The sequence below is a fragment of the Anaerotruncus sp. genome, from assembly GCF_057433415.1.
This window is the reverse complement of record NZ_DBMDHH010000003.1, coordinates 34281-49807: the sequence shown is the minus strand read 5'-3', so window position 1 is coordinate 49807 and position 15527 is coordinate 34281. Positions and strand designations below refer to the sequence as shown.

Genomic DNA, 15527 nt, shown 5'->3' with positions numbered 1-15527 from the left:
TCCGCTCACAGGCTTTCGGCGCAGAAGGCGCGCATCGCCTCGCACGCGGCCTGCTCGTCCTCGCCGTCCACCGTGAAGGTCACCGTCTCCCCCGCCGCCGCGCAGAGAGCCATCACCCGCAGCAGGCGGGTACAGTCGGCCTCCCGGTCCCCCCGGCGGATGGTCACCCGGCTTTTGAAGGCCGCCGCCCGCCTGACGAGCTGTCCGGCCGGCCGGGCGTGCAGGCCCATCGGGTCGCTGATCGTATAGTCAAACTGCTGCATAAAGCCCCTCACAAACCCCTTCCGCTCACAGCGCGTGGTATTCCCGCGCGATGACCGCCGCGACGCGCGCGTTGTTGCGGATGATTTCCACGTTGGCCGCAAGGCTCGCGCCTCCGGTCAGCTCATTGACTTTGGAGAGCAGGAACGGCGTGTTCTTTTCGCCCGCGATCCCCTCCTCCTTCGCCATCTCGACCGCCCGGGCGATCGCCGCGTCGATGACCTCTTCCGCGATCGCGAACCGTTCGGGGATCGGGTTGGAGAGGATTGCCGCGCCCTCGAAGCCCAGCTCCCACTTCGCCTTGAGGAACCGGGCCACCATATGGTAGTCGTCGATCCGGTAGTCGATGCGATACTGGCTGTGCGGTGTGAAGAAGGCGGGGAAGGAATCGGTGCCCATGCCGATGACGGGCACGTCCTTGGTTTCGAGGTACTCCTTGGTGCGGCCGATGTCGAGGATCGACTTGCAGCCAGCGCTGATGACCCCGACGCTCGTGCGGCCGAACTCCTCGAGGTCGGCGGAGACATCCATCGACAGCTCCCCACCCTTGCTGACCCCGCCGATGCCTCCGGTCGCCATGAACCGGATGCCCGCAATCGACGCGCACCGCAGGATCGCCGCGATCGTGAAGCCCGCGTTGAGCCCGTTCACGATGGCGTAGGGGATGCCCTTGACCGACGCCTTCATCGCCCTGGAGACGGGGTCCGCCGGGTTATTGGCGAGCGCGCCGACCTGTTCCCGGTCGAGCCCCACGACGATCTTCCCCTTGTAAACGCCGATGGTCGCGGGCACCGCGCCGTACTCCCGCACCGTCTCCTCCGCCATGAGGGCGGTCTCGACGTTGGTCGGGTAGGGCATGCCGTGCGAGATGATCGAGCTTTCAAGCGCGACGACCGGCTCGCCGTTTTGGACCGCCTCCCGCACGCGGGGGGCGACGGTCAGATATGGTTCGATATTCATTCGTCAGCTTCTCCTTCTCATTATATAATGTGCAGCAGGCTGAGCGCCACGACGCCCACCGCAAGGATTCCCATGATCTTGATCGCGCCCTTGCCCTTCTTGACCAGCCAGAAGCAGACGAGCGTCACCGCGAGCGGGAGCATCTTGGGCATGAGCTGGTCGAGGAAATCGGCCTGCAGGCTGATGGCCTGCTCGCCGCTGCCGTAGGTGAGGGTGGTGGACAGGCTCACATAGGTGGCGGTCAGCGCGCCGAGCACGCCGCATCCGACGATGCCCGCCGCGTGGACGATGCGGTCCATGAGCCCGCCCTTCAGGATTTTGGAGACCGCGTCCTTGCCGAGGCGGTAGCCGTAGTTGACGAAATAGATGCTCTGGGCGGCCATGGCCGCGACGACGAGTACGCAGTAGATGACGACGCCCGCGACGCCGAGGTTGTTTTCCAGCACGAGCGCGACGGAGAAGGCGAGCAGGATGGGGTAGATGATCGCCTGGTTGAGGGTGTCGCCGATGCCCGCCAGCGGGCCCATGAGGCCGGTCTTGACCGCGGTGATCGCCTCGCCCGAGACGCTGCCGTCCTTGGCGCGCTGTTCCTCCATCGCCACGCTGATGCCCATGATGACGATGCCGATGTAGGGCTCGGTGTTGAAGAACTCCTGATGCCGCTCGAGCGCCTCGCTCAGGTCCTCCTTGGAGGGGTAGAGTTTGGCGAGGATGTGGCTGATCGCGTTGGTGAAGCCGAGGCTCTCAAACCGCTCGTAGTTGATGCAGCAGTGGGAAAAAATGAACCACTTAAACCAGGCGTAAAGCAGGTCCTTTTTGGTGACGATCGACTGGACGACGCCGGTTTTCTCCTTTGCCATTTAAGCCACCTCCGCTTTCTGCATGTCGTTGAAGAGATAGAGCGCCGCCGCCGCGATCGCGAAGGCCGCCACGCCCATCATCGTCATGCCCAGGTAGGACACGAGGAAAAAGCCCATGAAGAAATAGGGCGCCACGCTCTTTTTCATGATCACCTTGAGGTTGAGCGCGATGCCGACCGCCGGGAGCACGCCGCCGATGAGGGTGAGGATGCCGAGCACGCGGGTGCCGAGGAAATCGAGCGCGCTCTGGACGAACTCGGGCCCGAAGTAGGCGGCGAGCGCGACGGGCAGCACGGTCATGAGCAGCAGGACCGGCTGCGGATAGAGCACGTTCACCCGCCAGATGCCGCGGGTGTTCGCCTCGCGGGTGGGCTTGTCCGCCATGTGGGAGATGACGACGTTGAAGGTGTTGCGTCCGACCCACACGAAGGTGCCCAGCATGCCGAGCGGGACCGACAGGGTGAGCGCGACGCCCGTGTCGAGATTGGAGGCGATGGCCAGCGCCGTGGCCAGCGTCCCGGCGAGCGCCGGGTCGGAGGGCTGGGAGCCGCCGACCGACATCCAGCCCAGGTAGATCAGCTGGATGGTCGCGCCCATGATCGCGCCCTCCGCAGGCGCGCCGAGGATACAGCCGACCAGCGTGCCGGCGACGAGCGGTTTGCAGACGGTGAGGTAGCCGATGGCCCACGGCGCGCTCCCCAGGTAGTAGACGACCCCGATCAGAATCGCTTGCAGAACAGTCATTGTCCTTCCTCCTCTATAACACTTTGTCGATTTCCATTTCCTTGTCCTCCGGCACCACCTGCACATAGACGCGCACGCCGCGCTTCTGCAGGCGCAGGAGGGTCTCGTTCTCCGCCGGGGAGGAGGAGATGTTGCGGTAGAGGGTCGACCGGCCCGCGCGCTTGCACATGCCGCCCACGTTGAGCGCGCGGATCTCGACGCCGCGGTCCACGAGCGCCTCCACCGTTTCGGGCACCTTCACCAGCATGAGGATGCGTTCCTCCCCCGCCTCCTGCAGCAGGTATTCCGCCGCCCTGTCCACATCGGCCACCACGGCTTTGAACTCCTTGGGCACCGCCATCAGCAGCACCTCGGTCATAAACGAATCCCGGCAGGTCTCGTCGTCGACCACCATGATCTCGGTCGGGCTGTAAAGCCGCGACCACTGGGTCATGATCTGCCCGTGGATGAGCCGGTCGTCGATCCGCACCAATACGATATTTTTCATCTGCCTTCCTCCCCTACTGGTAAATTTCACGCAGGTTCCGGATCGACTCCCGCGCCGATTCGAGCGCGGCGTCCCGGATTTCGGCCGCGGTGCGGCCCTCCCGCATCGAGATCGCCTCGATGAGCATCGCGAGGTTCGCCCCGCTCACGCACTCGTACCCGAGGCCGCGGATGTTGCGGGCCGCCACGTTGCAGGGGGTCCCCGCGTACATGTCGGCCAGTACGAGCACGCCGCTGCCGTCGTCAAGCGCGCGCACCCGGCTGCAAAACCGCTCGTTGAAGGCGTCCATATCCACGCCCGGCTCGAGCGAAACCGCCTCGACCCGCTCGCTCTTCCCAGCGATCAGCTCGCTGGCTCTGACCATCGCCTCCGCCAGCCCCCCGTGGGACACCACCAGTATTCCAACCATACCCGTTCTTCCTTTCTTTTGTCAGTCCTCGTAATCCAGCGCGACGAGCTGGTAGATGTAAGCGATCTCGCTGACGGGGATTTCCACCGCGTAGTGGCTCGTCAGGAAGTGGAACGCCTCCTTGACCTGCGCCACGAACCGCTCTTTCTCCCGCAGGAACCCCTCCGTCTCGGGATACTGTTCGATGGGGGTCCGGGTGATCAGCCGCTCGATCAGGCAGCTGATGTGGATGTAGAGCGCGATGGTCACCCGGTTGCTGAACCGCTTGCCGGTGATGCCGCGCAGCCGGGTCACCGCCTCCTGCACGTACCCCATCAGCTTTTCGGGGTTGAGGATGGTGAGGTGCTTGACCACGTTGAGCAGCGAAAAATCCTTGAGCAGGTTCTTGTTGAAGGCGTCGAGCTCGGCCGCGTCGAGCCCGCCCGACAGCGCCGCGTCGATCCTGCCGAGCCCCTCCGCCGTGATCATGTCGCCGATCGCCAAAAAGGGAATGCCCTCGAAGCCGGGGTCCATCGCGCCGATCAGCAGCTTCACGTCGTACCGCCCAAACAGCTCGTCCTCCTCGCGGCTCTGGATCAGCCGGTAGTAGTCATAGGCGATCACCGCCGTTTCGATCGGGCGCGGCAGGCTGCCGCTGAAAAGGTCGATCATCCGTTCGGCCACGCCGGTGTCGGCGTCGCTCATAAAGACGACCGCCTCCTGCTTGCGCCGGCTGGCGAGCACCCGGCAGCCGGGCGCCGCGTCCCCGCAGGCGCTCTTGAGGATCGTGCCGATCTCCTGCCCGCTCCAGATGCCCCTGCCGACCGCAAGCGCCAGCGCGGTGGAGACGTTGTCCGCCAGCCCGAGCCGGATGTTCGCGATCCCGCCCACCCCCTCGCCGACCGCCTCCATCGACCCGGTGTCGAAGAGCAGGATGAACGCCCGGCACGTCGGCCGCCTGCGGATGTACTTCCCCAGCCGCACCGCGAGGTCCGCCTCGCCGGCGTTCACCGGCAGGTCGATCGCGTCGAAGGTGTGCCGCCCGATCAGCTTGTTGACCGTCTCGGCCATGCTGCTGGCCGTGGCGTAGCCGCGGCAGGCGATCACGCCGCGGATGGCGCTCACCTGCACCCCCTTGTTGCTGTATTTGATGTTGAGCGCCAGCAGCAGCAGGTCCATCTTGGAGATGCGCAGGTCCATGTTCTGCCCGATGAGCTCGGACGCCTCGAGCGCGATGGTCATCTCCCCGGGCGAGGTCCTCCGCAGCGTCCCCAGCGCGCCTTCCAGCTCGGCGTCCCGCCGCTCCAGCCACCGCTGGAGGGTGAGGTTGCGCTGCATCTGGGCGTGGAGCCCGCGCGAAATGAGGAACCCGCAGTGGACGGGGAGCACGGCGTGGTACTTCTCCGACACGGCCTCCAGCACCCCGTCCACCACCTGCTTGATCGCGTTGAACCGGCTGTTGGTGTGCTTTTTGTCGAAGTAGAGGTAGTCCATAAAGCTGTTGATATAGGCGTAGCAGCGCTCGAACACGCCGCCGAGCGACGCCTCCTCCCCCGCCTGCCGGGCAAAGCACCCGAGGACCGAATCGTAGAAGCGCACGAAGATGTCCACCGCGTCCAGCTTCTCGTACTCGTTGATGCTGATGAGGCTCTCCTGCTCGTTCTCGGCGGCGGGGTCCGCGCGGGAGGCCGCCAGGATCTCCTCCGGCAGGTGGTACTGGTAGACGTAGAGGCTTTCCGCGTCCGCGTCGCTGTAGAGGAAGGCATTGGCGCAGCAGCTGCGCACGCAGTTTTTGAGCTGCGCGACGTTCCCCGCGTAGACATAGTCCATCATCCGGTGGAAAACGCTCGTGCCGATAAAGATCTTGCGCCCGTTTTTGCGGGCCTCCCGCTTGAAGAAATAGAGCAGCAGTTCCTTTTTCTCCTCGGGGGTGCGCTCCTCAAGCGGCGGGACGCTCACCGAAACGGGGATCAGGCGCTGCAGCGCCCGGTCGAGCGCGCGCCCCGGCTCGGCGGAAACGGTGAAGACGAGGCGGACGTCCGCCATACGCACGGCGTCCTCCCCGCAGCGGGAATAGCGCCCGGTCTGCATGAACTGTAAGAGCCTCTCCTGACACTCGCTTCCGAGGGCTCCCGCCTCGTCGAGCAGCAGCATCCCGCCGTCCGCGGCGGCAAGGCAGCCGGGGGCGTCCCCCCGGCGCACGTCGCCGAAAATCTGGGCGAGCGCCTCCCCGTCGCTGCGGTATTCGGCGCAGCCGGCGGCGACCAGCCGCCCGGGCGGCAGCACCCCCTCGTCCGCCGCGTACTCGTACATCAGCCGCGCGAGCAGCTTTTTGCCGGTCCCGGGCTGTCCCGCCAGCAGCACCGGCAGGCCGTGGGGCGGATATTTCACCGCCGCCTTGAGTTGCTCGATGCAGTCGCTGATGCTGCGCGTGCTGCCGACCGCCTTCTGGAAGTTGCGCAGCCGGTTTTTTTCACGGTTCAGGTGCGCCGCCAGCTCCCGCAGGCTGTCGAAGGCGGGCTGGGCGACCGTCGCGTCGTACTGTGCCTCGAGCATCCCCTTGTGGAAGAAGTAGACCGGGCGCAGGTTCGCTTTGACGAGCAGCCCGTCCTTGACAAGCTCGTTGAGATACTGGCTTGTGAGGTTCCTGCTGACGTTCAGCCGGGCGCTGATGGCCGATGCGGTGAACCGCTCCGGCTCCTCTCCCCGGAAGCCGTCGGTCAGCCCCTTGATGTATTCCAGCAGTTCCTCTTTCGTTTTGACAAACATGTTGGCGCCCTCCCGTTGAAATGATCATAACCCCGCGCCCCGGGCGCGTAAATAGGTTTTGCGAAGGTTCGACACAGTGGCGTGATTTCCGTCAGTCTTGTGGGGTTTTTCCAGTTTATCCCCCGTTATGTCGACGTTTTTCAGGCACATTCCCTCATCCGCCCGGCCGTTTTTTGTCTCTTCGACAGATTTTTCACACCGTCCATGATACCATGCGCGCGCGGGAAAAGGACCCTTTCCGGCGCATCTCCAGTTATTTCCTCCCGCCGCTGCAGAAAAAGACAGCCCCCGCTCCGGGACCCGGAGCGGGGGCTGTCTTCGGCAATTTCCTATGTGGGAAGGTAAAGCGTTATAAGCGGAAGTTGATGTCATAATCCTCGGGCAGGAAGTAGAACTTGCAGCGGGCGATCCCCTCCTTCTGGGAACCGTAGAGGATCTCCTCGATGTAGATGATCTGCGTCTCGTTCTCCACCTGCAAAAAGGCGGTGACGTTGTCCTCCGCAGGGACGACCTTGAAGGAGAGCTCGGCGGAACTCGCCAGCTCGAAAATCCTCCGGTTGACCAGCGCGTAGGCCTCGTCCTCGTTGTTGAGGTCGACGTCGAGCTCGTTGACATACCGCACGGGGATCTGCACGAACGAATGCCCGATCGGGCGGCCGCCCGAATAGTAGACGTTGTTGCTCGCCATGACGATCTCGCTGACGCGGATGCCCAGCCGGTGCTGGGCGATCTCGGTGGGCGGGCCGTAGTTATAGGAGATCTTGATCTCGGTGATCTCCCGGCGCGCGCATTCGATGACCGGGTTCACGATCCGGCTGGCGGGCGCGCCGCGCCCGGGGTCGTAGGTGATGAAGGTCCCCTTGCCCTGCTGCTTCGCGATGAGGTGGTCCTCATTGAGGATGGTCAGCGCCTGCCGCAGCGTGTTGCGGCTGACCCCGTACTTTTCGGCGAGCACCGGCTCGCTCGGCAGCTGGGAGCCGTTTTTGTAGACGCCGTCGACGATGTCGGAGTAGATCTGGTTGTAGATCGAAACGTAGGAAGGGATTTTGTTGTCGTTGAGGCTTGTGATCTTCTTATTCATCGAGTCCCGTCCTTTCCACCGCCTCCAAAGTCGCCCAGCCCCCCACCGTCCGGAAGCCGAGACGGTCGAAGAGGTTCTCCTCCGGCCCGCGCCCGCAGAAGACGCAGGGCTTCTTTCCCTCGGCCAGCACGGCGCGGGAGAGCGCGGAGACGATCTCGGAGGCGTACCCGCGTCCGCGGAAGGCGGGCGCCGTGCCCACCCCGCCGAGCATGACCGTCCGCCCCGCGCCGGCGGTGCTGTTGCCGTGCGAAACGATCTCCCCGTCCCGCTCGAGCATCAGGTGGATGCCGTCGTTATTGCGGATGCGGTCGGCGATCATCTCGCCCGACGCATAGAGGGAGGTGAACTCCGGCAGGCTCTGCAAAAACCGGTGGATGCGCCCCGCGTCGGCGGGTTCCGCCCTGCGCGCCCGGCCGGCGTCCGGCTGGAGCGCGTCCTCCCCCTCCAGCATGCAGAGCCGTTTGCACCGGAGGATATATCCATCGCCCGCGTCCCCGCTAAGCCGTTCGACGAGCTCTTGTTTTCCCATTATAACAGAAATTGGAAAGCGTTTCAAAAGGGACCGCACAAAGGCCCCGTCCACGGCCTCCCCATAGACCATCAGGTTCTGGTAGAACCGCATGTATACCGCCCGGCAGACGCCGTTTTCCACATCCGCCCAGGTGTCCTGGAAGGGGGCGCTGGCCCCATAGAGCCGCAGGTCGGCCAGCAGGAAGGTGTTAAAGACGTATTCTTGCTCGAGATAGCGTTCGAGCAGCCCGGCATGCGAATCCGCGCATGTGATAATCAACCGATCACCTCAATCGGAAGCGGGCGGGCCCCGCGGCCCGCCCGCGCCGCTTCATTATTTCCAGATGCTGATCGTCCAGTCGGGACCGTAGGAGATGCCGTAGGTCTCGCCCATGCTGACCTCGTTGAGGGAGAGGTCGAGGTTGTTGAGCTCGTTGTTGTAGATGATCGGCTCCCCCTTGGCGACGTAGCCGAAGGAGCGGTGGAAGAGCACCTTGCCCTCGAACTTGACCTCCTCGCCGTGCTTGACCAGGGTGTTGACCATATCGCCGTGCCGGAAGCCCGCCGCGACAAACTGCTGGTAGTTGATGTTGGTGTCCACGCAGCCGAAGTTCGGGCAGATCATCGCGACATAACCGTCGGCACGGCCCTCGGTGATCTTCGCCTCGGGCAGCGGATTGCAGATGATCTCGTCGACGCTGTAGGCCGGGCCGACCCCCTCGTAGTCGATGAGCCCCGCCGCGAGCTTGCCCGCGCAGTAGGCGAACAGGTCGCGGCCGTGGAAGATCGCCACGTCCTCGGTGCCCGCGCCGACCAGGCGGTTGCGGGTCTCGTCGATCTCACGGACCTCGTCGATGCCGAACTTCTCCTTTACCAGCGTCAGCGAGCCGTTGTCGGGAGTGACGACGTAGTAGCCGTTGCTCGTTTTGGCGACGCACGCCTTGCGGGGGGTGCCGACGCCCGGGTCGACGACCGATACGAAGATGGTGCCCTTGGGCCAGAAGGCCATCGACTGCCACAGGCGGTAGGACGCCGTCCAGGTGCAGAACTTGGTGACCTCATGGGTGAGGTTGAACATCTCGATCTCCGGGTCGATCGACTTGACGACGCCGTACATCGAGCAGACCGCTCCATCTTTGAGGCCGAAATCCGTACTGAACACAACATAGGGTTTTCTCATTTTGTTACCTCCATTTACTGATCCGGCTTTGTGGCAGCCGCGTGCCCTGCAATTTCGATGGCAGTTGCAAGCCTTTAAAACGGGTACCACATCGGCGGCTTGACGATGACGCCGTAGGCCATGTAAGCCGCCGTCAATGCGGCCAGCACGGCCGCCAGTACAAGACAGATCTTATCGAGCCTGCCGTAGGGCGTCTCGACATACCAGGTGCGCTTTTTGTTCTTCCCGAAGCCGCGCAGGTCGAGCGCGTCCGCGATGACCCCCACGTCGTCGAAGGAGGAGAGGATGAGCGGCACCGCGATCGACACGACCCCCTCGATCTTCGCCTTGAGGGTGGTCTTTTTGCGGCCCAGCTCGAGCCCGCGCGCCTGGATGGACGCGGAGATGTTCTTGTAGTCCTTGATGAGGTCGGGCAGGTAGCGCAGCGCGATGGAAAAGACCATCGACAGCTTGTAGGGCAGCCCGACCCGGTTGAAGCCGGCGGCCAGCTGGGTGGGGGTGACGACAAAGATGAGCCAGAGGGAAACGAGGAACATCGCCACCACCTTGAGGGTGCGCACGGCAAAATACCAGAGCGTTTCGGCGGGCATGACGAGCCGTTCGGTGAACCGGAAAAGCTCGGTGCAGGTGCCGACGAACTCGCAGCCGATATGCGGGTTAAAAAGGTAGAAGAGGATGAGGTTCACCGTGTTGAGCCCCATCGCGACGAGCATGAGTGCCCAGATGATCTTCCAGTTCGGCTTCAGCGACGCGAGCGCCGCCGCCGCGACCGCCGTGACCGCCAGCAGGATGCGGCAGTCAAAGGTGGAGATCGTCAGGATGATGGTCACAATGAAGAGCAGCACCTTGACCTGTCCGCAGAGGGTGTGCAGCGGGGTGACGCCGGGGCTGAACCGGACGAGGTTATTGCTCGTCATGCCGCCTCACCATCCTTTCATATTCGATGAAGTGGCGCACAAACGCCTCCGGCTCGATCCCGAGGCGGCGCGCCAGCTTGCACAGCGACGTCTCCTTGAGGCTCGCACGGCGCAGGATGTCCGGGTCGGAGAGCATCCGGAAGACGTCCCCGTCCCCGATCTTCTCCCCGTCCGCCATGACGACGGCGCGGTCGGTGTATTCGATCGCCAGGTGCATGTCGTGGGTGATAAAGAGGATCGTGAGCCCCATCTCCCGGTTGAGCCGGTCGAGGAAGTCCATGATCTCGCGGTAGTGGAAGTAGTCCTGCCCCGCGGTCGGCTCGTCGAAGATCATAATCTTCGGCTGCATGACGAGGATTGAGGCGATCGTCACCCGCTTGCGCTGCCCGTAGGAGAGGGCCGACACCGGCCAGCTGCGCATTTTGGAGAGCCCGCAGAGGCCGAGCACCAGCTCGAGCTTTTCATCGATCGTCTTCTGGTCCACCCGGCGGAGCTTGAGCGCGAGGGTGATCTCGTCGCGGATCATATCCTTGACGAGCATCTGGTTGGGGTTCTGCATGACGTAGCCGATCCGCTCGCCGATCTCCTTGATCGAGAGGACGCCGTAGTCCTCCCCCTCGATGAGCACGCGGCCCTCGTCGGGGCGGATGACCCCGATCAGCAGGTTGGCGAGGGTGGTCTTGCCCGCGCCGTTCTTGCCGACCAGCGCGATGCGTTCGCACGCGCTGACCGTCAGGTCCACATGGCTGAGAACCTTGTTATCGTCGTAGGAGAAGGACACGTCCTCCACCCGCACGAGCTCCCCGGGCGCGGGCTGCGCCCGGTGGGGGGTCTCGCTGGCGAACCAGCCGCGCAGCGCCTCCTCCCGCCCCTCAAGGCGGATCTCCTCCACCGATTCGGGGTGGTCCTCCTCGGCGATCTCACAGCCGGCGTATTTGAGCGCCGTCACGTAGAGCGGCTCCCGGATGCCGTGCTCCTGCAGGAGCGGGGAGCTCAAAATCTTGGCCGGGGTGGTGTCCGCGACGATCCGCCCCCCGTCGAGCAGGATGACCCGGTCGACCGGCCGGTGGAGCACGTCCTCCAGCCGGTGCTCGATGATAATGACCGTCTTCTGCTGCTCCCGGTGGATCCTGTCGATCAGCTCGATCGCCTGGAGCCCCGCCTGCGGGTCGAGGGCGGCGAGCGGCTCGTCGAAGAGCAGGATTCCCACGTCGTTGTGCATGACGCCGGCGAGCGAGACCTTCTGCTTCTGTCCGCCCGAGAGGGAGAAGGGGGTGTGGGCGGTAAACCGCTCCATCCCCACGATGCCCAGCGCCCGCCGCACCTTTTCGAGCATGACGGGGCGCGGGACGCAGTCGTTCTCCAGCGAGAAGGCGACGTCCTCCCCCACCGTGAGCCCCGCGAACTGGCAGTCGGAATCCTGCATGACGGTGCCGACGCGGTTGCTGAGCTTATGGATGTCGAGGCTGCGCGTCTCGTCGCCCATGACCTTGAGGCTGCCGGTGAACTCCGCCTTGACCGAGAAGGGCAGCAGCCCGTTCAGGCAGGAACCCAGCGTGGATTTCCCGCTGCCGGACGGCCCGAGGATGAGCACCTTTTCCCCCTCGTAGATGGTCAGGTTGATGTCGTAAAGGGTGGGCTTCTGCTGTGACGCGTAGCGCATCCCGAAATCCCGGAATTCGATCACGGGCTTTTTCATGTCGGATTATTCCTCCGTGAGATTGGTTTTCAGCCGGTTCTTTTTGGCCATCATCTTGAGCAGCGGCACGCCGATGATCGCGGCCATGAGGCCGTCCTTGACGCCGGCGATGACGCCCTGCACCATGCCGATCTCCAGTTCGCCCTGGTACCACATCATCGTGAAGAGCGGGGTGATGCCGCAGAAGGCGATGAGCGGGGCGACAAAGGCGAGCACGGCGAAGGTGGCGGCCTGCTTGTTGGTGAAGACCCCCTCGCCGACCCTCGCGCCGTAGACGGGCAGCAGGCCGGTGATGAAGCCGCAGAAGAAATGCCCGATCGTCCAGTCGAACCAGAAGCCCCAGCCGCCGATCATGTCGGCCAAAAAGTTCCCGAAGCACGCGGCGATCGCCGCGGGCAGCGGCCCGAAGAGCGCTCCGACGATGACGATAACGACGGGCGCGAGGCTGAACTGCACCTGCGTAAAGATGGGGATCTGGATGTAGACCATCATGATCGCCATCAAAATTGCGCCGAGCGCGACGCCGACCACCGTTTTCGTGTTCCACTGACCTACCAGTTTTCTCCCGATTCCATTCATAACATACCCTCCTGCTTTTCCTCAGTTGTTCATATTGTTCAACCTGTTGAACAAGTTGCTTTCATTATAAAAAGCGCGCCCCCGCTTGTCAATGCGCAAAACCTGAAAACCGCAAATTTCAGCAGTTTCCACCATCCCGCCCCACGGATTCCGCCAGTTTGCACAAACCTGCTCCGCCGGAAAATATTTCTGCGTTTGGACTTGTATTGCCACACTAGATATCGTATAATACTATTTGTAAAACACAATATCTAGTGAGGAAGGGTTCGCAATGATCAATACGATTCGGAAACGCAGCGGCGAGGTCGTCGCCTTTCAGCCGGAGAAAATCACCCGCGCCATCTATAAGGCGGCCGTCGCGGTGGGCGGCAGCGACTGGGGCCGCGCCGAGGAATTGACCGAACAGGTCGTCGTCCTCGCAAACGCGCAGTTCCCCGACGGCACCGCCGAAGTGGAAAAGGTGCAGGACCTCGTCGAGAAGGTGCTCATCGAAAACGGCCACGCCAAGACCTCCAAGGCGTACATCCTCTACCGGGAGAAGCGCCGCAGCGCGCGCGAGGCGAACGCCCTGATCGGCGCGACGATCGACATGTTCTCCAAGTACATGGGGGACGGCGACTGGCGCGTCAAGGAAAACGCCAACGCCCAGAAATCGATCGCGGGCATGAACAACTACATCCGCGAAACGTTCACCAAGCAGTACTGGCTGCATGAGATCTACCCCGACAAGATCCGCGACGCCCACCTCTCGGGCGACCTGCACCTGCACGACCTCGGGTTCTTCGGCCCCTACTGCGCCGGCTGGGACCTCAAGCAGCTGCTGCTCGGCGGCTTCGGCGGCGTGCCCGGCAAGGTCGAATCGAGCCCCGCCAAGCACCTGCGCAGCTTTTTGGGCCAGATCGTCAACTCGACCTTCACCACCCAGGGCGAGACGGCGGGCGCGCAGGCGTGGTCCTCCTTCGACACCTACTGCGCCCCCTTCATCCGCTACGACCACCTCGATTTCGCGACGGTCAAGCAGGCGCTCCAGGAGTTCATCTTCAACCTCAACGTCCCCACCCGCGTGGGCTTCCAGTGTCCCTTCTCCAACCTCACCTTCGATATCAAGCCGCCCCGCACCCTGCGCGACCAGGCGGTCATCATCGGCGGCCAGCCGATGGACGCGACCTACGGCGAGTTCCAGGCGGAGATGGACATGCTCAACCTCGCCTTCTGCGAGGTCATGATGGAGGGCGACAAGAAGGGCCGCGTCTTCACCTTCCCCATCCCGACGATCAACGTCACCAAGGATTTCGAGTGGGACAGCCCGGTGGTCAACAAATTCATGGAGATCACCTGCAAATACGGCATCCCCTACTTCTCCAACTACATCAACTCCGACCTCTCCCCCGAGGACGCGCTCTCAATGTGCTGCCGCCTGCGGCTCAACACGGGCGAGCTCAGAAAGCGCGGCGGCGGTCTCTTCGGCTCCAACCCGCTCACCGGCTCGATCGGCGTCGTGACGGTCAACCTCCCGCGCATCGGCTATCTCTCCAGGACGGAGGAGGAGTTCAAATCCCGCCTGCTCGACCTGATGGAGATCGCCAAGGAGAGCCTCGAGATCAAGCGCAAGACGATCGAGGAGCAGACCCGCCGCGGCATGTACCCCTATTCGGCGCACTACCTCGAAAACGTGAAGGAGCGCACCGGCAGCTACTGGTTCAACCACTTCAACACGATCGGCCTCATCGGCATGAACGAGGCCTGCCTCAACTTCATGGGCAAGGACATCACCACTCCCGAGGGGCAGAAATTCTCCCTTGACATCCTCGACTTCATGCGCGACACGATCACCCGCTTCCAGGAGGAGACGGGCCACGTCTACAACCTCGAGGCGACTCCGGCGGAGGGCACCAGCTACAGCCTCGCCCAGCTCGACAGGAAAAAATATCCCGATATCATCACCGCCGGGCAGGACGCCCCCTACTACACCAACTCGACCCAGCTGCCGGTCGGCTTCACCGACGACATCTTCGAGACGCTCGACCTCCAGGACGAGCTGCAGTGCAAGTACACGGGCGGCACGGTGCTCCACCTCTATCTCGGCGAGCAGATCAGCGACGTCGAGGTCGCCAAATCGCTCATCCGCAAGGCGTTCACCAACTACCAGCTCCCTTACATCTCGCTGACGCCCACCTTCTCGGTCTGCCCCGAGCACGGCTACCTGAACGGCGAGGTCTATTCCTGCCCCGAATGCGGCCACGACACCGAGGTGTGGAGCCGTGTGGTCGGTTACCTGCGCCCGGTCCAGAACTTCCACCGCGGCAAGCGCGAGGAGTATAAGGAGCGCAAGAAGTACCGCATCAAACCGGAGGAGCTGAGCGCATGATCTTCGGCGGGATGCAGCGCAGCAGCACGATCGACTTCCCCGGCGCGCTCGCCTGCGTGCTCTTCACGCGCGGCTGCGACCTCGACTGTTTCTACTGCCACAACCGCGAGCTGATCGCCGGGGACGGCGACCAGCTCGCCGAAGCCGCCGTCTTTTCCTTCCTCGAAAAGCGGCGGGGCCTGCTCGACGGGGTGGTCGTGAGCGGCGGGGAGCCGACCCTCCAGCCCGATCTCGAGGAATTCCTCCGCCGCGTCCGCCCGCTCGGCTACCGCGTCAAGCTCGACACCAACGGCCGGCGGCCCGCGCTCGTCGAACGTCTCTGGAGGGAGGGCCTGCTCGATTACGTCGCAGTCGACGTCAAGGCGCTCCCGGCGGACTGCCCCGCCGTCTGCGGCGCGGACTGCTTTTCCGACGTGCGCCTTACGATCGATACCCTCCGTTCTCTCGGCGCGGCGTTCGAGGCGCGCACCACCCTCTACCCCGGCCTGGATGCCGGGGCGCTCAGGGAACTGCTCGCCTCCTTCCCGCCCCTGCCCCGCTGGCGGCTCAACTACTTCCACATGCCCGGCGCCTTCCGGCCCGCGGACGAAACGCGCCTCCGGCTTCCCGCGCTCACCCCGCAGTCGGTCGGGGAGGCGCTGCCGAAGCTGCTCGCCGCGCAGCCCAGCCTGCTTCACGGCGCCTGAACCCAAAACAGCGGCAGCCCCGGAACCATCTGGTTCCG

The 15527-nt window shown here is 63.8% G+C and carries 15 protein-coding genes; 2 read left to right on the top strand and 13 right to left on the bottom strand.

Annotated features, from left to right (window positions below; genetic code table 11):
* Positions 1-5: 5 nt before the first annotated feature.
* The 13 genes from ACZO3G_RS01695 to ACZO3G_RS01635 all read right to left on the bottom strand — a co-directional run bounded on the left by ACZO3G_RS01695 (position 6) and on the right by ACZO3G_RS01635 (position 12435).
* Positions 6-263: an HPr family phosphocarrier protein gene (locus ACZO3G_RS01695; RefSeq protein ID WP_121585939.1), complete on the bottom strand. Its 258-nt coding sequence runs from the start codon at positions 261-263 to the stop codon at positions 6-8.
* 25 nt (positions 264-288) lie between these two features.
* The gene (locus ACZO3G_RS01690) at positions 289-1221 is read right to left on the bottom strand and encodes a pseudouridine-5'-phosphate glycosidase (protein ID WP_276870384.1); all 933 of its coding nucleotides are present in this window, start codon (positions 1219-1221) and stop codon (positions 289-291) included.
* A gap of 20 nt (positions 1222-1241) precedes the next feature.
* Positions 1242-2081, bottom strand: a complete 840-nt coding sequence (locus ACZO3G_RS01685; protein ID WP_101551272.1) for a PTS system mannose/fructose/sorbose family transporter subunit IID — start codon at positions 2079-2081, stop codon at positions 1242-1244.
* On the bottom strand, positions 2082-2825 hold the full coding sequence (locus ACZO3G_RS01680; protein ID WP_101551274.1) for a PTS mannose/fructose/sorbose/N-acetylgalactosamine transporter subunit IIC: 744 nt from the start codon (positions 2823-2825) through the stop codon (positions 2082-2084). It lies immediately after the preceding gene.
* 13 nt (positions 2826-2838) lie between these two features.
* Positions 2839-3312 carry a PTS sugar transporter subunit IIB gene (locus tag ACZO3G_RS01675; protein WP_101551276.1) on the bottom strand — a complete coding sequence of 158 codons (474 nt, stop codon included), beginning with the start codon at positions 3310-3312 and terminating at the stop codon, positions 2839-2841.
* A gap of 13 nt (positions 3313-3325) precedes the next feature.
* Positions 3326-3721 carry a PTS sugar transporter subunit IIA gene (locus ACZO3G_RS01670; RefSeq protein ID WP_101551278.1) on the bottom strand — a complete coding sequence of 132 codons (396 nt, stop codon included), beginning with the start codon at positions 3719-3721 and terminating at the stop codon, positions 3326-3328.
* 21 nt (positions 3722-3742) lie between these two features.
* Positions 3743-6469, bottom strand: coding sequence for a sigma 54-interacting transcriptional regulator (locus ACZO3G_RS01665; RefSeq protein WP_276870388.1), 2727 nt, complete (start codon positions 6467-6469; stop codon positions 3743-3745).
* A gap of 349 nt (positions 6470-6818) precedes the next feature.
* The gene (locus ACZO3G_RS01660) at positions 6819-7550 is read right to left on the bottom strand and encodes a GntR family transcriptional regulator (RefSeq protein WP_486846725.1); all 732 of its coding nucleotides are present in this window, start codon (positions 7548-7550) and stop codon (positions 6819-6821) included.
* Positions 7543-8340 carry a GNAT family N-acetyltransferase gene (locus ACZO3G_RS01655; protein WP_276870391.1) on the bottom strand — a complete coding sequence of 266 codons (798 nt, stop codon included), beginning with the start codon at positions 8338-8340 and terminating at the stop codon, positions 7543-7545. The genes ACZO3G_RS01660 and ACZO3G_RS01655 overlap by 8 nt, the downstream gene beginning before the upstream one ends.
* A 54-nt stretch (positions 8341-8394) precedes the next feature.
* The gene (locus tag ACZO3G_RS01650; RefSeq protein WP_101551286.1) at positions 8395-9240 is read right to left on the bottom strand and encodes an SAM hydrolase/SAM-dependent halogenase family protein; all 846 of its coding nucleotides are present in this window, start codon (positions 9238-9240) and stop codon (positions 8395-8397) included.
* Between the two features lie 74 nt (positions 9241-9314).
* Positions 9315-10157, bottom strand: coding sequence for an energy-coupling factor transporter transmembrane component T family protein (locus ACZO3G_RS01645; protein WP_101551288.1), 843 nt, complete (start codon positions 10155-10157; stop codon positions 9315-9317).
* A complete protein-coding gene (locus tag ACZO3G_RS01640; RefSeq protein WP_101551290.1) occupies positions 10144-11856 on the bottom strand; it encodes an ABC transporter ATP-binding protein in 1713 nt (570 codons plus the stop codon). Before ACZO3G_RS01640 ends, ACZO3G_RS01645 begins: the two co-directional genes overlap by 14 nt.
* 6 nt (positions 11857-11862) lie before the next feature.
* On the bottom strand, positions 11863-12435 hold the full coding sequence (locus ACZO3G_RS01635; protein WP_121585948.1) for an ECF-type riboflavin transporter substrate-binding protein: 573 nt from the start codon (positions 12433-12435) through the stop codon (positions 11863-11865).
* Positions 12436-12706: 271 nt separating this feature from the next.
* Between ACZO3G_RS01635 and ACZO3G_RS01630 the strand changes: the two genes are divergently transcribed.
* Together ACZO3G_RS01630 and ACZO3G_RS01625 are read left to right on the top strand one after the other, a co-directional pair.
* Positions 12707-14803: a ribonucleoside triphosphate reductase gene (locus tag ACZO3G_RS01630; protein WP_256152198.1), complete on the top strand. Its 2097-nt coding sequence runs from the start codon at positions 12707-12709 to the stop codon at positions 14801-14803.
* Positions 14800-15489: an anaerobic ribonucleoside-triphosphate reductase activating protein gene (locus ACZO3G_RS01625; protein WP_276870401.1), complete on the top strand. Its 690-nt coding sequence runs from the start codon at positions 14800-14802 to the stop codon at positions 15487-15489. Before ACZO3G_RS01630 ends, ACZO3G_RS01625 begins: the two co-directional genes overlap by 4 nt.
* Positions 15490-15527: the final 38 nt, after the last annotated feature.

Bases quoted from the DNA above. Each gene is read 5' to 3' on its own strand.
- ACZO3G_RS01645 (WP_101551288.1), bottom strand. From the start codon at position 10,157: ATGACGAGCAATAACCTCGTCCGGTTCAGCCCCGGCGTCACCCCGCTG.
- ACZO3G_RS01695 (WP_121585939.1), bottom strand. From the start codon at position 263: ATGCAGCAGTTTGACTATACGATCAGCGACCCGATGGGCCTGCACGCC.
- ACZO3G_RS01660 (WP_486846725.1), bottom strand. From the start codon at position 7,550: ATGAATAAGAAGATCACAAGCCTCAACGACAACAAAATCCCTTCCTAC.
- ACZO3G_RS01630 (WP_256152198.1), top strand. From the start codon at position 12,707: ATGATCAATACGATTCGGAAACGCAGCGGCGAGGTCGTCGCCTTTCAG.
- ACZO3G_RS01675 (WP_101551276.1), bottom strand. From the start codon at position 3,312: ATGAAAAATATCGTATTGGTGCGGATCGACGACCGGCTCATCCACGGG.
- ACZO3G_RS01650 (WP_101551286.1), bottom strand. From the start codon at position 9,240: ATGAGAAAACCCTATGTTGTGTTCAGTACGGATTTCGGCCTCAAAGAT.
- ACZO3G_RS01635 (WP_121585948.1), bottom strand. From the start codon at position 12,435: ATGAATGGAATCGGGAGAAAACTGGTAGGTCAGTGGAACACGAAAACG.
- ACZO3G_RS01665 (WP_276870388.1), bottom strand. From the start codon at position 6,469: ATGTTTGTCAAAACGAAAGAGGAACTGCTGGAATACATCAAGGGGCTG.
- ACZO3G_RS01640 (WP_101551290.1), bottom strand. From the start codon at position 11,856: ATGAAAAAGCCCGTGATCGAATTCCGGGATTTCGGGATGCGCTACGCG.
- ACZO3G_RS01625 (WP_276870401.1), top strand. From the start codon at position 14,800: ATGATCTTCGGCGGGATGCAGCGCAGCAGCACGATCGACTTCCCCGGC.
- ACZO3G_RS01685 (WP_101551272.1), bottom strand. From the start codon at position 2,081: ATGGCAAAGGAGAAAACCGGCGTCGTCCAGTCGATCGTCACCAAAAAG.
- ACZO3G_RS01670 (WP_101551278.1), bottom strand. From the start codon at position 3,721: ATGGTTGGAATACTGGTGGTGTCCCACGGGGGGCTGGCGGAGGCGATG.
- ACZO3G_RS01680 (WP_101551274.1), bottom strand. From the start codon at position 2,825: ATGACTGTTCTGCAAGCGATTCTGATCGGGGTCGTCTACTACCTGGGG.
- ACZO3G_RS01690 (WP_276870384.1), bottom strand. From the start codon at position 1,221: ATGAATATCGAACCATATCTGACCGTCGCCCCCCGCGTGCGGGAGGCG.